General features: G+C 59.8%; 14 protein-coding genes. 5 read left to right on the top strand and 9 right to left on the bottom strand.

The features are described 5' to 3' along the window. Positions 1-418: 418 nt before the first annotated feature. The 6 genes from pbpG to G5182_RS19835 form a co-directional block, all read right to left on the bottom strand. Positions 419-1,246, bottom strand: coding sequence for a D-alanyl-D-alanine endopeptidase (gene pbpG / locus G5182_RS19860; protein ID WP_421254654.1), 828 nt, complete (start codon positions 1,244-1,246; stop codon positions 419-421). A gap of 159 nt (positions 1,247-1,405) precedes the next feature. Further along, the gene (locus G5182_RS19855) at positions 1,406-2,071 is read right to left on the bottom strand and encodes a DedA family protein (RefSeq protein ID WP_227341489.1); all 666 of its coding nucleotides are present in this window, start codon (positions 2,069-2,071) and stop codon (positions 1,406-1,408) included. 18 nt (positions 2,072-2,089) lie between these two features. Continuing rightward, positions 2,090-3,382, bottom strand: coding sequence for a hemolysin family protein (locus G5182_RS19850; RefSeq protein ID WP_227341488.1), 1,293 nt, complete (start codon positions 3,380-3,382; stop codon positions 2,090-2,092). A 243-nt stretch (positions 3,383-3,625) separates the two neighbouring features. Continuing rightward, positions 3,626-4,684 carry an L-asparaginase 2 gene (gene ansB / locus G5182_RS19845; RefSeq protein ID WP_227341487.1) on the bottom strand — a complete coding sequence of 353 codons (1,059 nt, stop codon included), beginning with the start codon at positions 4,682-4,684 and terminating at the stop codon, positions 3,626-3,628. A 130-nt stretch (positions 4,685-4,814) separates the two neighbouring features. Then, positions 4,815-5,009 (bottom strand): heavy-metal-associated domain-containing protein, encoded by a 195-nt coding sequence (locus G5182_RS19840; RefSeq protein WP_227341486.1) that lies wholly within the window; start codon positions 5,007-5,009, stop codon positions 4,815-4,817. A 62-nt stretch (positions 5,010-5,071) separates the two neighbouring features. Beyond that, positions 5,072-6,022, bottom strand: coding sequence for an AEC family transporter (locus G5182_RS19835; RefSeq protein WP_227341485.1), 951 nt, complete (start codon positions 6,020-6,022; stop codon positions 5,072-5,074). Positions 6,023-6,160: 138 nt separating this feature from the next. Between G5182_RS19835 and treR the strand changes: the two genes are divergently transcribed. The 5 genes from treR (at position 6,161) to G5182_RS19810 (ending at position 11,371) form a co-directional block, all read left to right on the top strand. Next, the gene (treR, locus tag G5182_RS19830; RefSeq protein WP_227341484.1) at positions 6,161-7,108 is read left to right on the top strand and encodes a trehalose operon repressor TreR; all 948 of its coding nucleotides are present in this window, start codon (positions 6,161-6,163) and stop codon (positions 7,106-7,108) included. Positions 7,109-7,300: 192 nt separating this feature from the next. Next, positions 7,301-8,731, top strand: coding sequence for a PTS trehalose transporter subunit IIBC (gene treB / locus G5182_RS19825; protein WP_227341483.1), 1,431 nt, complete (start codon positions 7,301-7,303; stop codon positions 8,729-8,731). Between the two features lie 66 nt (positions 8,732-8,797). Continuing rightward, positions 8,798-10,459: an alpha,alpha-phosphotrehalase gene (gene treC / locus G5182_RS19820; RefSeq protein WP_227341482.1), complete on the top strand. Its 1,662-nt coding sequence runs from the start codon at positions 8,798-8,800 to the stop codon at positions 10,457-10,459. 3 nt (positions 10,460-10,462) lie between these two features. Then, entirely contained in the window at positions 10,463-11,062 is a 600-nt protein-coding gene (locus G5182_RS19815; protein ID WP_227341481.1) for a sugar O-acetyltransferase, read from the top strand. A 120-nt stretch (positions 11,063-11,182) separates the two neighbouring features. After that, positions 11,183-11,371, top strand: coding sequence for a hypothetical protein (locus G5182_RS19810; protein WP_005336040.1), 189 nt, complete (start codon positions 11,183-11,185; stop codon positions 11,369-11,371). 60 nt (positions 11,372-11,431) lie between these two features. On the opposite strand, the gene rluA is transcribed toward G5182_RS19810, so the two are convergent. The 3 genes from rluA to G5182_RS19795 all read right to left on the bottom strand — a co-directional run. Beyond that, positions 11,432-12,088: a bifunctional tRNA pseudouridine(32) synthase/23S rRNA pseudouridine(746) synthase RluA gene (gene rluA / locus G5182_RS19805; RefSeq protein ID WP_227341479.1), complete on the bottom strand. Its 657-nt coding sequence runs from the start codon at positions 12,086-12,088 to the stop codon at positions 11,432-11,434. A gap of 115 nt (positions 12,089-12,203) precedes the next feature. Next, a complete protein-coding gene (gene rapA / locus G5182_RS19800) occupies positions 12,204-15,071 on the bottom strand; it encodes an RNA polymerase-associated protein RapA (protein ID WP_227341478.1) in 2,868 nt (955 codons plus the stop codon). Between the two features lie 70 nt (positions 15,072-15,141). Then, the coding region (locus tag G5182_RS19795; RefSeq protein ID WP_421254653.1) for a hypothetical protein at positions 15,142-15,414 on the bottom strand (273 nt) is incomplete at its 5' end.

Below are 15,414 nucleotides of genomic sequence, written 5' to 3'. Positions count from 1 at the left end.
GCCCGTAGCTCAGCTGGATAGAGTACCTGGCTACGAACCAGGTGGTCAGAGGTTCGAATCCTCTCGGGCGCACCATACAGACAGCCTCGACTTCGGTCGGGGCTGTTTTTTTATGGGCGACATTTAACTCTTTGGTGCGGATCCCCGTGCGCTGTTGCGGGGGGATCGCCCGTTTACCTGGCTGTTCTTGTCCTCATTTCTTCCCCTTTCTGTGATTGCGCACAGTTCTTCTGATCGTTGCACCGCCTCACTACCCTTTGCCTCATCTATAGGCGCGCTGTATGCCTGCCGTTGCAACGGCAGATGCCGCGCAGACATCACTAAGGGTTCGCTCATCAACATCCTGCAAGGCCTGCAGAGGCGTTCTGCAGGCAATAAAAAAGGATGCCGCAGCATCCTTTTGTGTCGAGATATTTACTCAGCTTTTCAACCATTTGCGAATGCGGTTGGCATCGCCGATGGGGGTGCGTTTGCCCACCGAGTTGAGTAGCACGATGGCAAGCTCGCGGCTGTCCGGTTTGGCGCGCATCACCAGACAGCGACCCGCTTCGTCAGTGAAGCCGGTCTTGGAGAGGCGCACGTCCCAATCCGGGTTTTTCACCAGCGGGTTGGTGTTGTTGAACATCAGGCTGTAGGCGGGGGCGCTGAAGCGCATCTCCCGGTTCTCATCCTGAGTGAACTGACGGATCAGCGGCTGGCGATAGGCGGCGGCGGCCAGCTTGCCCAGATCCTGGGCGGTGGAGACGTTGCGGGTGGAGAGGCCGGTGGAGTCGTAGAAGTGGGTATTACGCATACCCAGCTGTCTGGCCTTGTTGTTCATGGCTCGCACGAAGGCGCTGCGACCGCCCGGATAGTGACGCGCCAGTGCCGAGGCCATCCGGTTTTCGGAGGACATCAGCGCCAGATGCAGGGCGTCGCGGCGGGTCACCTTGGTGCCCATGCGGATGCGGGAGTGGGTGTGTTTGACCCGATCCAGATCGTTCTTGTCGACCGTGATGGTCTGGTTGAGACTCTGTTTGGCATCCAGCACCACCAGCGCTGTCATCAGCTTGGTGAGAGAGGCGATGGGACGCACCTTGGTGGCATTCTTCTGGTAGAGCGTCTTGCCCGTTTTTACATCCACGACCAGAGCGCTGCTTGAGCGTACTTCCAGTTTGGCTGGGTTGGGTGCCGCGCTGACCGCAGGCAATCCCAGCATTCCCATCAACCCGACAACCAGCGCTGCTGCGCGAATCCGACACCACATACAACCGACTCCATTCCCATCCAAAAAAAGGCGCTAGATTCACTCATTTTTACCCCGGCTTTACAAGGGCCGAGCGGGACTATTTCTGCTATTTGCGCAAAATTGGCGATCAAAAAAGCCCTCTAGCGAGGGCTTTCGGGTTGGGCGCTGGGCGAGGGGTCAATCCCGCGGCTGCGCGGCCCTGCGTTTGCTGATCCAGCGCCAGACCAGTGCCACCATGCCACCCACCAGCAGGGCCACCGGCAGATAGATGATGATATTGAAGAACTGGGTCTGGTATTCGGCGGCCAGCTTGGTGTGGCTCAGGTAGTAGCCAAACCCTACCAGCGGGCAGATCCACATGATGGAGCTGACCAGATTGACGATGAGGAAACGTCCCTGGGGCAGTTCGGTGGCGCCGACGATATAGGGGTAGGCGGTGCGCACGAAGGCTATATAGCGAGCGGTGATCAGGGTGATGATCCCGTACTTGTCCAGCAGATGGTATACCTTCTGCTGGTGTCGCTCTTCAACATGGGACATCAGTCGGTGGTAGAGCTGGGTGTGGCCAAGGAAGCGCCCTTGCATGTAACCGAGCCAGGTGCCGACAAAGGTGGCCACGATCAGCAGCGGGATCACCCCGAGAGACAATACATCCTGATAGATGAGCACGCCGGTGAGGATCAGCAGGCTGTCACCGGGCAGAAAGGCGGTAGGGATGAAGCCGTTTTCCAGTATCAGAAACGTTAAAATCACACCACAGATCATGAAGGCCATCTTGGGATCGGAAAGTGTGTTCAGGTCGTGATTCATAAAGGCGTGAGCCAGTTGGTAAAACTGCTCCATACTTGCAAACTCCGCAGGTTAGCTGGGTAGATCGGTCAAGGGCATGGCGAGCACCTTGTCGATGCGCAGACCATCCATGTCAACAATTTCCAGTTGCCACTGTTCCAGTGTTACCAGATCTCCGGTTTTTGGAACTCGACCAAGGAGCAGCATGATAAGCCCTCCAAGGGTGTGATAGTGATGTTTTTCTTCTTCTGGCAGACGAACCAGCTCCAGACAGTCCTTCAGCTCCGGTAGCGGGATTAGGCCATCGAGCAGCCAACTGCCGTCGGCACGCTGGAATGCCCAGTTGTCCTCGCCATCCTCCTGCTGGAAATCCCCCGCCAGCGCCTCCAGCAGATCCTGCTGGGTGACCAGCCCCTGCAGCTCACCATACTCGTCCACTACCATCACCATCTGCTCGCTGTGGGTGCGGAAGTGGTTGAGCAGCTCGACGCCATTTAGGGTCTCGGGCAGCAGGCTGCACTCCTGGGTCAGGGCCGCCAGATCGATGGTCTCCCCCTTGATATAGGCGTGCAGCACTTTGCTGACATTGATGATACCTATCAGTTCTGACAATGAGCCATCGCAGACCGGGAAGAAGCTGTGGCGATATTCCACCAGTCGTTGCAGGTTGACGGTCAGCGGCTGTGCCAGATCCAGATAACGGATATCGCTGCGGGGCACCATCATGGAAGAGAGGCTGCGCTCGTCGAGCCGAAACACGTTGCGCAGCATGGTGTGCTCGTGATCCTCGATCACCCCGGCTTCAGAGCCCTCCACCAGCATGGCGTGGATCTCCTCCTCGGTAACGTTGGCGCTGCCGTTCTGGTTGACCCGCAGCAGCCGCAGGCTGGCATTGGTAGAGGCCGACAGCAGCCAGACGAAGGGGCGAGTCAGGGTGGCGAGCCAGTGCATCGGGCGGGCCACCAGGCAGGCGATGCGCTCGGCATTGAGTTGGCCAAGGCGCTTGGGCACCAGCTCCCCCACCACGATGGAGAGGTACGTGACCACCACTACCACGATGACGGTGGCGATCAGGCCACTGCTCTTGGCCGGGAGTCCCCACTCCTGCAACCAGAGCGAGAAGGGCTGGGCCAGTAGCGATTCGCCGTAGATACCGTTGAGCAGGCCGATGCTGGTGATGCCGATTTGGACGGCAGAGAGAAAATGGGTCGGGTCTTCACCCAGTTTGAGGGCGATGGCGGCGGAGCGGTTGCCTTCATTGGCAAGTTTGCCGAGGCGCGCCTTGCGTGCGGTGACGATGGCGATTTCTGACATGGCGAAGACGCCATTAAGCAAAATCAATCCCAGCAGGATCAATATTTCCATACAGCAACAGCACCTCTTGAGTAGATAAGATCGCTGGCAGTGTAATGAATTTGGCGGCGATGCGCTTGTGAAAGCGGGTGATCCGGCTCGCTAATTTGATGACCGCGCTCTGCGGTGGCCGAAAAAGATGGCCGGAAAAGGGAAAGACGACCCTGCCAAACGGCGTAATGGGCGAGGCAGCATTGCAGGAGTGAAAAGGGCGGGAAGTCCCGCCCTTGCTTGTCACTTGTCAGGCAACCGTTGTCAGAACTGCTGGAACCAGCGCTGGATCTGGGCCGGGTCCTTGCTCTGGGTCAGGGAGAGCATCAGCAGCACCCGCGCCTTCTGCGGGTTGAGAGTGCCGGAGGCCACGAAGCCGTACTTGGCATCATCGATCTCGGCATCCAGGGTGGTGGCGCCGGTCGGCACGCGGGCGGAGCGTACGACGCGGATGCCATCCTTGCTCGCCTTGGCCAGAGTGTCGAACAGGGTGTGATAGAGGTTGCCGTTGCCCACCCCGGCGCTGACGATGCCGTCGAACTTGGCATCCACCATCGCCTTGGCCGGCAAGTCGGTGGCGTTGGCGTAGCTGTAGACGATGCCCACTTGCGGCAGCTTGTTGAGCTTGCTCACGTCAAACGGCGTCTTGCTGGTGTGCAGACGGGCCGGAGTGCGCTGATAGTCGATCTTGCCGTTGTGGATGTAACCCAGTGGGCCGAAGTTGGGGGAGGTGAAGGTCTGCACCCCGGTGGTGTTGGTCTTGGTGACGTCACGGGCATCCAGCACGGTGTCGTTCATCGCCACCATGACGCCACGGCCCTTGGAGGCAGGGTCGGAGGCGGTCACCACGGCGTTGTAGAGGTTGAGCGGGCCATCGGCACTCATGGCGGTAGAGGGGCGCATGGCGCCGACCAGTACCACCGGCTTGTCGCTCTTGACGGTCAGATTGAGGAAGTAGGCGGTCTCTTCCATGGTGTCGGTGCCGTGGGTGATGACGATGCCATCCACGTCATCCTTGGCCAGCAGCTCGTTGACCCGCTTGGCCAGCTTGAGCCACACCTCGTCGTTCATGTCCTGGGAGCCGATCTTCACCACCTGCTCACCCTGCACATCGGCCACTTTCTTCATCTCGGGCACGGCGGCGATCAGGGTTTCGATGGCCACCTTGCCAGCCTCGTAGTTGGACTGGGTAGCCGACTGGCCAGCTCCGGCAATGGTGCCGCCGGTTGCCAGAATATGGACGTTGGGCAGCGCCATCGCCATGGGGGAGAGGGTCAGGCCAACGACAGCGGCGAGCAGGGTCTTGCGGATCGGTAGGGTCATGCTGCAAATCCTTATGGTTGGAATAATCGCAGCAAGTTTGCCCGTTTAATAACCTGGGTCTGTGATAAAACTCACCAAAAGACAGGTGAGTACAGATTTTTAACCTGTTTTATACCTCTATAGAGATAATTTAACTCGCAGAGAAACCCTTGGCTTCGATCAGGGCGATCAGTTCTGCCTTGCTCAGCTCGCTCTCGATGACGGCCTTGCTGCTGGCGAAATCGACGGTCGCGGTGGTGACCGCAGGCTGGGCCAGCAGCGCTTTTTGCAGACTGGTGGCGCAGCCACCACAGGACATGCCGGACACTGTGAGTTCGATGGTCATGGGATATCTCCTCTGTTGATGAGCGCCAGCCTAAAGCTGCCGCCTCCGGCAAGGTCAAGCCGTCAGTACATAAGACCCAGATAGTTCATCAGAGTTGCCCCCAGACTAGTGGTGAGCAGTGAGCCGAGGGTGGTAGTGGCGATGATGTTTGCGGCCAGCACGCTGTCGCCCCCCATGGCACGGGTCATCACATAGCTGGCGGCGGCAGTCGGGGTGGCGCTGATGAGAAACAGAATCCCCAGTTCCAGATGGCTGAAGCCGAGTAGGGCAGCCCCAAGAGTGAACGCAGCCGGAATGAGGCAGAGCCGCATGATACTGGCCCAGCCCGCAATGGCTGCACCACCACGCAGAGCATCCAGGCTGAGGGAGGCGCCGGTGCAGAGCAGCGCCAGCGGCAACGTCATGTTGGCGAAGTAGCTGCCGGTGGTGAGCAGCAGTTGCGGCATCTTGATACCGAGCAGGGTAAAGGGCAGCGCCGCCACAATAGCGATGATCAGCGGATTCTTGATGATGCCGAGCAGGATGGGGCGCATGCCGGTGGCACCGCCGAGACTGCGGGTGAGGGTGATCACTGCGAGAATGTTGTAGAGCACGGTCACCGCGCCGACATAGAAGGCCGCCGCCCCCAACCCTTCGTGGCCGTAGGCGTTTTGCACATAGGCGAGCCCGATAATGGCGCTGTTGCCGCGAAAGCTCCCCTGCACGAAGATCCCGCGCAGCCGCTGCTCCCCGATAAAACGCCCGGCCAGCAGCTCCAGCACCAGATAGCTGATAACGGTGGCGAGCAGGCCATAGCCGATAAACCAGAGGCTCGGCATGGTGGCGAAGTTGGTACCGAGAATACTGAGAAAGAGCAGAGCGGGCAGGGTGACCTGAAACACCAGCCGCGAGGCGGATTCGGTAAAGGGATCCGGCAGCAGCCCCAGCCGCTTGAGCAAGATGCCGAGCAGCAGCACCACGCAGATGGGGCCTGTGATGGAGAGGGAGAAGAGCAGACTGGCCAGCAGATCCATGATGGGCATCCTGTGCTGTGCCCACACACCGCTGACGGCGGGGCAAAAAGGGCATTCTAACGCCATGGGCTTGTATTCACAGGGGTTAATCACAACAATGTGGGCAAATCCACCGCCTAGCCTCCTGTGAGCCAATTCATGGACAAGAAACTGACCATCCTCGATATCGCCAGACTGAGTGGCGTCGGCAAGTCGACCGTCTCCCGGGTGCTCAATCAGGATCCCAAGGTGAAGCAGGAGACCCGCGAGCGGGTGGAGCAGGTCATCGCCGAACATGGCTTCGTGCCGAGCAAGTCGGCGCGGGCCATGCGCAGCCAGAGCCAGCAGGTGGTGGGGATCATCGTCTCGCGGCTCGACTCCAGCTCGGAGAATCAGGCGGTGCGCGGCATGCTGGAGACCCTCTACCAGCGTGGCTACGATGCCGTGCTGATGGAGAGCAAGTTCTCCCCCGCCAAGGTACAGGAGCATCTGGCGGTGCTGGAGCGGCGCGGGGTGGATGGCATTATCCTGTTCGCCTTCAATGACTTGGACTATGCCGCCATGGCGCCGCTGAAAGAGAAGCTGGTGCTGGTCGCTCGTGAATATCCCGGTTTCTCCTCGGTCTGCTTTGACGACGCTGGTGCGGTGCGCACCATGCTGGCGCAGCTGGCAAGCCGTGGCGCCCACGATATCGCCTATCTGGGGGTGGATGCCTCGGATCTCACCACCGGCCAGCGCCGCCTAGATGCTTATCTCGTTTACTGCGCAGAGCAGGGGTTGCGCCCGCGCAGTGCCCTCGGTGATCTCAGCCTGCAGAGCGGCTACCGGCTGGCGGCCGAGCTGCTGACGCCCTCCACCCAGGCGTTGGTCTGCGCCAGCGACACCCTCGCCATCGGTGCGGCAAAATACCTGCAAGAACAAGGGCGTAGCGAGGTGCTGGTGACCGGCCTTGGCAACAACCCCATGCTCAGCTTCCTCTTCCCCAACGCCCTCAGTCTCGATCTTGGCTACAAGGGGGCGGGGGAGCAGGCGGCGCGTCAGCTGCTCGGTCAGATTGAGCAGGATCAGCCTCCGCTGGTGACTATCGCCCCCTGCCGAACCCTGTGAGCCCCATCACTTCCGACTGAACAAAAAGTGTGCTTTTTGTGACGCCGGCCACGAATTGGGAACGTTCCCATTTTGATCTGGCCAGATTGTCGGCATGCTAAATGGGAACGATACCAAAAACGCTCCGGCCGACAGACTGGCTCAAAAGGGCGATACAGACCACTATTCAATGGCGTCACAGAGGGAAGACCCATGTCCAAGATCAACGCACAGCAGCTTGCCACCCTGATCGACAAGATCGGCGGCAAGGATAACATCGCCACTGTCAGCCACTGCCTGACCCGGTTGCGCTTCGTCCTGAACGATCCGGCCAAGGCCGACAGCAAGGCCATCGAAACCATCCCGGCGGTGAAGGGAAGCTTCACCCAGGGCGGTCAGTTCCAGGTGGTGATCGGCAACGAGGTAGAGCAGTGGTACAAGGCGCTGACCGAGCAGCTCGGCGTCAGCGGTGGCAGCAAGGAGACCGCCAAGCAGGCGGCGCGCCAGAACATGAACCCGCTGGAGCGGAGCATCTCCCATCTGGCGGAGATCTTCGTACCGTTGCTGCCTGCCATCATCACCGGCGGTCTGATCCTGGGCTTTCGCAACGTCATCGGCGACATCAAGATGTTTGACGATGGCACTCACACCCTCACCGAGATCAGCCAGTTCTGGGCTCAGGTACACGCCTTCCTCTGGCTGCTGGGCGAGGCGATTTTCCACTTCCTGCCGGTAGGTGTCTGCTGGTCTGCAGTGAAGAAGATGGGCGGCTCCGAGATCTTGGGTATCGTGCTGGGGGTGACGCTGGTGTCGCCGCAATTAATGAACGCCTACGGCATCGGTCAGCAGACCCCGGAGGTGTGGGACTTCGGCCTGTTCGTGATCCAGAAGGTGGGTTATCAGGCCCAGGTCATTCCGGCGCTGCTGGCGGGTGTCTTCCTCGCCTGGGTTGAGACCAACCTCAAGCGGATCATTCCGGCTTACCTCTATCTGGTGATTGTGCCGTTTGTCTCGCTGCTGCTGGCAGTGATCGTGGCCCACGCCTTTATCGGCCCGTTTGGTCGCTGGATTGGTGATGGCGTCGGTTTCGCTGCCAAGGCCGCCATGACTGGCTCCTTCGCTCCCATCGGCGCTGCCCTGTTCGGTTTCCTCTATGCACCGCTGGTCATTACCGGTATCCACCACACCACCAACGCGGTGGATCTGCAGCTGATGCAGAGCATGGGTGGCACTCCGATTTGGCCGCTGATCGCTCTCTCCAACATCGCTCAGGCATCTGCCGTAGTGGGCATCATTCTGATTAGCCGCAAGGAGAACGAACGGGAGATCTCGGTGCCTGCCGCCATCTCCGCCTACCTCGGGGTGACCGAACCGGCCATGTACGGTATCAACCTCAAGTACAAGTTCCCCATGCTGTGCGCCATGGTGGGCTCCAGCCTTGCCGCCCTCATCTGCGGTTTTGCCGGTGTGATGGCCAACGGCATCGGGGTAGGGGGCCTGCCGGGCATCCTCTCCATCCAGCCGCAATACTGGGCGGTGTTCTCCATCGCCATGCTGGTTGCCATCGTGGTGCCGGTGGTGCTGACCCTGCTGGTCTACAAGCGCCAGCAAGCCGCTGGCAAGTTGGCCCAAGCCAGCGCCTGACACTGATTATCAGGGCGACCCGCGGGTCGCCCTCTCCATTTCATATTCGAGACAAGAGAAAGACCCATGAGCCAAACACCCTGGTGGCAGAGTGCCGTGATTTACCAGATTTACCCCAAGAGCTTTCAGGATTCCGCTGCCCGTGGCACCGGCGACCTCAAGGGGATCATGGCCCGCCTCGACTATCTCAAGACCTTGGGCGTCGATGCCCTCTGGCTGACCCCTGTCTACGTCTCCCCGCAGGTGGACAACGGCTACGACATCGCCGACTACTACGCCATCGATCCCGCCTACGGCACCATGGATGATTTCGAGGCGCTGCTGGCCGCCGCCCACGCGCGCGACATCCGTATCGTGATGGATATAGTAGTGAACCACACCTCCACCGAGCACGCCTGGTTCAAGTCGGCGCTGGGGGATAAAAACAGCCCCTACCGCGATTACTACATCTGGCGCGATCCGGTGGATGGCGGCGTGCCCAACAACTGGCAATCCAAGTTTGGTGGCAGCGCCTGGGAGCTGGACTCAGCCACCGGTCAGTACTACCTGCACCTGTTTGCCCGCGAGCAGGCGGATCTCAACTGGGAAAATCCTGCAGTGCGCGCCGAGGTCAAAAAGATCATCCACTTCTGGGCGAACAAGGGGGTGGATGGTTTCCGCCTAGACGTCATCAACCTTATCTCCAAGGATCAGACGTTCCCGAACGACGAGATTGGCGATGGCCGCCGTTTCTACACCGACGGGCCGCGCATCCACGAATTCCTGCAGGATGTGAGCCGTGATGTCTTCGCCCCGGTGGGGGCCATGACGGTGGGGGAGATGTCCTCCACCAGTCTGGAGCACTGCCAGCGCTACGGCGCGCTGGATGGCTCCGAGCTCTCCATGGTGTTCAACTTCCACCATTTGAAGGTGGATTACCCCAACGGCGACAAGTGGACAAAAGCACCGTTCGATTTCCTCGAACTCAAGCGCATCTTCAACCACTGGCAGAGCGGTATGCACGGCAAGGGGTGGTCGGCGCTGTTCTGGTGCAACCACGATCAGCCGCGCATCGTCTCCCGCTTCGGCGATGAGGGCGAGCATAGGGTTGTAGCCGCCAAGATGCTGGCCAGCACGCTGCATGGCCTGCAGGGCACCCCCTACATCTATCAGGGGGAGGAGATCGGCATGACCAACCCCGGCTATCAGCACATCAACGACTATCAGGATGTGGAGAGCCGCAACATCTTCGCCATCAAGCAGGCGGAAGGGATGAGCGAGGCCGAGATCCTCGCCATTCTCGGTGCCAAGTCCCGGGATAACTCGCGTACTCCGATGCAGTGGAGCGCCGCCCCGAACGCCGGTTTTACGGCAGGCACTCCGTGGCTCACGCCTGCGGCCAACTACCTCGAGATCAATGCCGAGGCGGCGCTGGCCGACCAGAACTCGGTGTTCTGGCACTATCGGGATCTTATCACCCTTCGCAAGGCGCACCCCATCTTCACTCAAGGGGATTATCAGGAGCTGCTGGCGGGGCATGAGAAAGTCTGGGCCTATACCCGCAGTGCCAACGGCCAGACCCTGCTGGTGGTGAGCAACTTCTATGGCGAGCCGGTTGAATTTACCTTGCCTGCCGAGCTGCAAGCTGCTGAAGGTCGGCTGCTGCTGGGTAACTACCCGGATAGCCCGGCCCGACCGCAATCGGGTATGCTGCGCCCTTATGAATCCCTGATCTGGCTGATGGAGTAGGTAATGGAGAAGGTGGTGCGCGGTACCGAGTGGCAGAAGATGGTGGCGGGGCAGCCCTATGACGCGGCTGACCCTGAGCTCAAAGCGGCACGTGAGCGCTGCCGAAGGCTTTATCACACCTTCAACACCAGCTGGCAGGAGAAACCGGCGCGGGATGCTTTGCTTCACGAGCTGCTCGGTAGCCGCGGCCAGGAGTGTGCCATCAATCCGCCGTTCTTTTGCGACTATGGCGCCAATATCTTCGTCGGCGAGAACTTCTACGCCAACGTGGGCTGCACCATCCTCGACGTCTGCGAGGTGCACATCGGCGACAACGTGCTGCTGGCGCCCGGGGTGCAGATCTACACCGCCGCTCACCCGGTGGCGGTGGCGCCACGCATTAAGGGGGTGGAATTTGGCAAGCCGGTGCGGATCGGTCACAACGTCTGGATTGGCGGCAGCGTCGTCATCTGCCCCGGCGTCACCATCGGTGACAACAGCGTCATCGGTGCCGGTTCGGTGGTGACCAAAAATGTGCCCGCCAACGTGGTGGCGGCTGGCAACCCTTGCAAGGTGCTTCGGGCGATGACGGCACAGGAGCTTGAAGGCGTCATCCAGCGGTGAACAGGGACCATGAATGCTATTGCTATCTGATTGATAGAAAAGCAACTGTCAGATTGTTTTGCATTCAGTGCTTATGTTCGGGGCCGCTTGGTCGATACTGTTGAGTGCAGGAGGAACCCTATGGATATATCAAGTTCTGCAAATGCGTCGTTTGGTTCTGCTCTGATGACGGCCAGTCTGGCCAAGAAACAGCAGACCCAAGAGGGCGAAGCTGCGCTGAAGCTGCTGCAAAACGCAGCGCAATCAGCGCCGGTTGCACCGACATCGGCCAGCGCTTCTCTGGGAAGCAAGATCGATATTCGCGTCTGACCCTAATGAAAAAGCCCCCATCTCGCGATGGGGGCTTTTTTATCTCTGCGATTTGCGGGATCAGACCGGGAAAGGGGCTGGTGCCTCGAAGGTCATCCGCTCGCCACTGCGGGGGTGACTGATGGTCAGCATGGCCGCATGCAGGTAGAGATGGGGCGCCGCCGCCAGCGCATCGGGATGGGCATAGAGGTTGTCACCCAGGATCGGATGCCCCAGCTCCAGCATATGGACGCGCAACTGGTGTGAGCGACCTGTGATGGGGGTCAGCTTGATCAGGCTGTTGCCGTTCTCCACCTTCAGTTTCTGCCACAGAGTCAGAGCGTTACGCCCCTCCTCGTGATCCACCTTCTGCTTCGGGCGGTTGGGCCAGTCGACGCAGAGCGGCAGGTCAACCTGCCCTGACTCTGCTTCCGGCTCGCCCCACACCCAGGCGAGGTAGTGCTTCTCGGTCTCCCGCTCGCGAAATTGTCGGCTCAGTTCCCGATGAGAGTTGGGATTGAGGGGAATGACAATGACGCCAGTGGTGGACATGTCGAGGCGATGAGCTGCCGCCGCCTTGGGGTGTTGCTGTTTCACCCGATGCAGGACGCTGTCTTCATTCTCGGGGCCGCGCCCGGGGACGCTTAGCAGGCCAGTGGGCTTGTTGACCACCATGATGTCCTTGTCCTTGAACAGGATATCGAGCCAGGGTTCCAGAGGCGGTGAGTATTCAAACATAAATGTCTCGCATCAGAAGGTGGGGGCAAGCCCCCATCAGTTATGGGTAACCACGACAAAGCGGCCTTGGGTATCCAGTTTGAGCTGGTTCTGGCCGCTGTCGGTCGGTACCTTGTCAGTTATGGGTGACCACGATAAAGCGGATGGCGTCCAGCTTGAGTTGGGTCTGATCGATCAGGTGGTGCAATTCTGCCTGCAGATTGCGCAGATAATCCAGTTCGCTGTCTCGCACGTTCGGGTTGACCGCCTTGAGCGCTTCCAGACGATCCAGATCCTGCTGCAGGGTCTGCGCCATCTGGGTGCGGGCCTTGTCGACAATCCCGGCTTTCAGCTCTTCGGCAATGGCTTGCCCCTTGCCAATCAGACCGTGGATCACCGGCTGGGATGCAGTCACGAGCTTGCTGCCGAGGTGGCGATTGACCGGCGTCAGCTGGCGGTTGAAGGCATCGAACGCCACTTTCTCACCCAGATTCTGGCCGTTCTTGTCCATCAGCAGACGGATCGGCGTCGGCGGCATGAAGCGGTAGAGCTGGGGATGGGCCGCAGATTCGGCAACGAAGATCAGCTCAAGCAGGATGGCGCCGATGGGCAGCGCCTTGTTCTTGAGCAGTGCTACCGAGGTGGCACCGATCTCGGAGCCCAGGATCAGGTCGATACCGCCGCGCATCATGGGGTGATCCCAAGAGAGCAGCGCCATGTCATCCCGCGACAAGGCGGTATTGCGATCGAAGGTGATGGTCATGCCGTCTTGCGGCAAGCCCGGGAAGCTGGAAACCAGCATGTGATCACCGGGAGTCAGCACTAGCGCGTTCTCACCTCTGTCGTCCTGATTGACGCCGATCTCGTCGAACATCTTGAGGGCGAAGGAGATCATGCCGGTGTCGTCATCTTCGGCGGCCAGCTTATCGACCAGCTGCTGGGCGGCGGCGCCACCGCTGGAGTGGATCTCCAGCAGGCGATCGCGGCCCTGTTCCAGCTTGGCCTTGAGCGGTTCGTGCAGTTCGCGGGTCTTGATTAGCAGGGCGTCGAGGGCCGCCTGATCGCCGGTGTTGGCGGCCAGCAGCTCGAACAGCTCTTCACGTACCGCTTCGAATACCGGGCGGGCAGTCGGGCAGGTCTGCTCGAACGCGTCCAGACCATCGTGATACCAGAGTTGCAGGGCGCGCTGGGCAGTCCCTTCCAGATAGGGAACGTGGATCTCGACGGTATTCTGCTGACCGATACGATCCAGTCGGCCGATACGTTGTTCCAGCAGATCCGGATTGAGCGGCAGATCGAACAGCACCAGATGACTGGCAAATTGGAAGTTGCGTCCTTCTGAACCGATCTCGGAGCAGAGCAGCACTTGGGCGCCACCCTCTTGCTGGGCGAAATAGGCGGAGGCCTTGTCCCGCTCGAGGATCGACATCCCTTCGTGGAACACGGCACCACGGATCCCTTCACGGGTACGCAGCGCCTCTTCCAGCGCGATGGCGGTCGCCGCTTCGGAGCAGATCACCAGCACCTTCTGCTGGCGGGCTGAGAGCAGCAGCTCCAGCAACCATTCTACGCGCGGGTCGAACTGGGTCCAGGTGGCGTTGTCGCCTTCGAACTGCTGGAAGATCTTCTCGGGATAGAGGTAGCGCAGGGCACGGGTCTGCAGATCGCCACCGTTACCACCCATCATGCCCATCACCTTGATGGCAGTTTTGTACTGCTCCGGCAGCGGCATGGGGTAGACGTTGAGGTGACGCTCGGGGAAGCCCTGAATATTGGCGCGGCTGTTGCGGAACAGCACCCGGCCGGTGCCGTGCTGGTCCAGTAGCTTGGCGACCGCCTGCTGACGGGCCTCAGCATCGCTCAAGTCCAGCCCTTCCAGCTGGCTGGCGAGGATCTGTCTGGCTTCATCGCTCAGGGTCTCGCCATCCAGCAGCTCCTGCGCTGCGCTGGCGACCTGACCATAGGCCTGCTCCTCGGCGAGGAAAGCCTCATAGTCGTAGAAACGCTCCGGGTCGAGCAGGCGCAGACGGGCAAAGTGGCTCTGGTGGCCCAGCTGATCCGGGGTAGCGGTCAGCAGCAGTACGCCCGGCACCTGTTCGGCCAGCGCTTCCACCATCTCATAGGCACGGCTCGGCGCCTCTTCACTCCACTCCAGATGGTGCGCTTCGTCGACAACCAGCAGATCCCACTCGGCTTCCAGCACTTGCTCGAAGCGACGACGCTTCTTGCGCAGGAAGTCGAGGCTGCAGATCACCAGCTGTTCGGTCTCGAAGGGGTTCTCCGCATCTGCGAATGCCTCGATGCAGCGCTCCTCATCAAACAGGGAGAAATGCAGGTTGAAGCGGCGCAGCATTTCGACCAGCCATTGGTGCTGCAAAGTTTCGGGCAGCAGGATCAGCACCCGATGGGCGCGGCCGGAGAGCAGTTGCTGATGAATGATCATTCCCGCTTCGATGGTCTTGCCCAGACCCACTTCATCGGCCAGCAGTACGCGCGGAGCGTAGCGGTGACCCACTTCATGGGCAATATAGAGCTGGTGCGGGATCAGGCTGACCCGGCCACCGGCCAGACCGCGAGTCGGGTTGCGACGACGTTGGTGCTGGTTGATCAGCGCTTCGTAGCGCAGGGTGAAGCGGGACATCCGATCGATCTGACCGGCGAACAGGCGATCCTGCGGCTTGTTGAACTTGATAAAGTTGTTGAGAAACACTTCCTTGAGGGCAACGGGCTCATTATTGTCGGTGCGCACACCTACATATATAAGCAGGCCGTCTTTCTCCTGCACTTCTTCGACCGTCATGGTCCAGTCTTCGTGACTGGTGATCTGATCGCCCACATTGAAGCTGACCCGGGTGACCGGCGCCTCTTCTTTGGCATACATGCGGTTTTCACCGGTAGCCGGAAACAACAGGGTAACCATGCGTCCTTCAACAGCAACGACAGTCCCCAACCCCAGATCCGTCTCTGTATCACTAATCCAACGCTGGCCAAGTGCAAAAGGCATTAAACTCTCCAAAGCCCAAGAGTGTGTGAATCGCAAAGGGGCGCTATGTTACCCGAAGGCGTGACCTCGATCACCATGCATATAGATGTAGAGAGACCAAATCGCCACAACCTTGATCTGCTACCACCGCCACGCCATATAGAGGATAGCGAGCTCGCCAAACGGGTATGCTATTGCAGGATAAATACGCTTTTTGGGTGATTAGTGAGCGGTTGAGCCAAAAATGCGAATTTAATTCGAAAAGGCCCTTGCAAGCGTGATCCAGATCCCTATAATGCGCCTCCATCGACAGGGCAAGCGGCAACGCAAACAGCCGAGTCGATAACCTCGAAAAGCCTTTGAA

It is taken from the genome of Aeromonas sp. 600948 (assembly GCF_049174875.1).
In the GTDB taxonomy this organism is placed as follows: Bacteria; Pseudomonadota; Gammaproteobacteria; order Enterobacterales; family Aeromonadaceae; genus Aeromonas; species Aeromonas veronii_A.
This window is presented reverse-complemented; position numbering and strand designations above follow the sequence as displayed.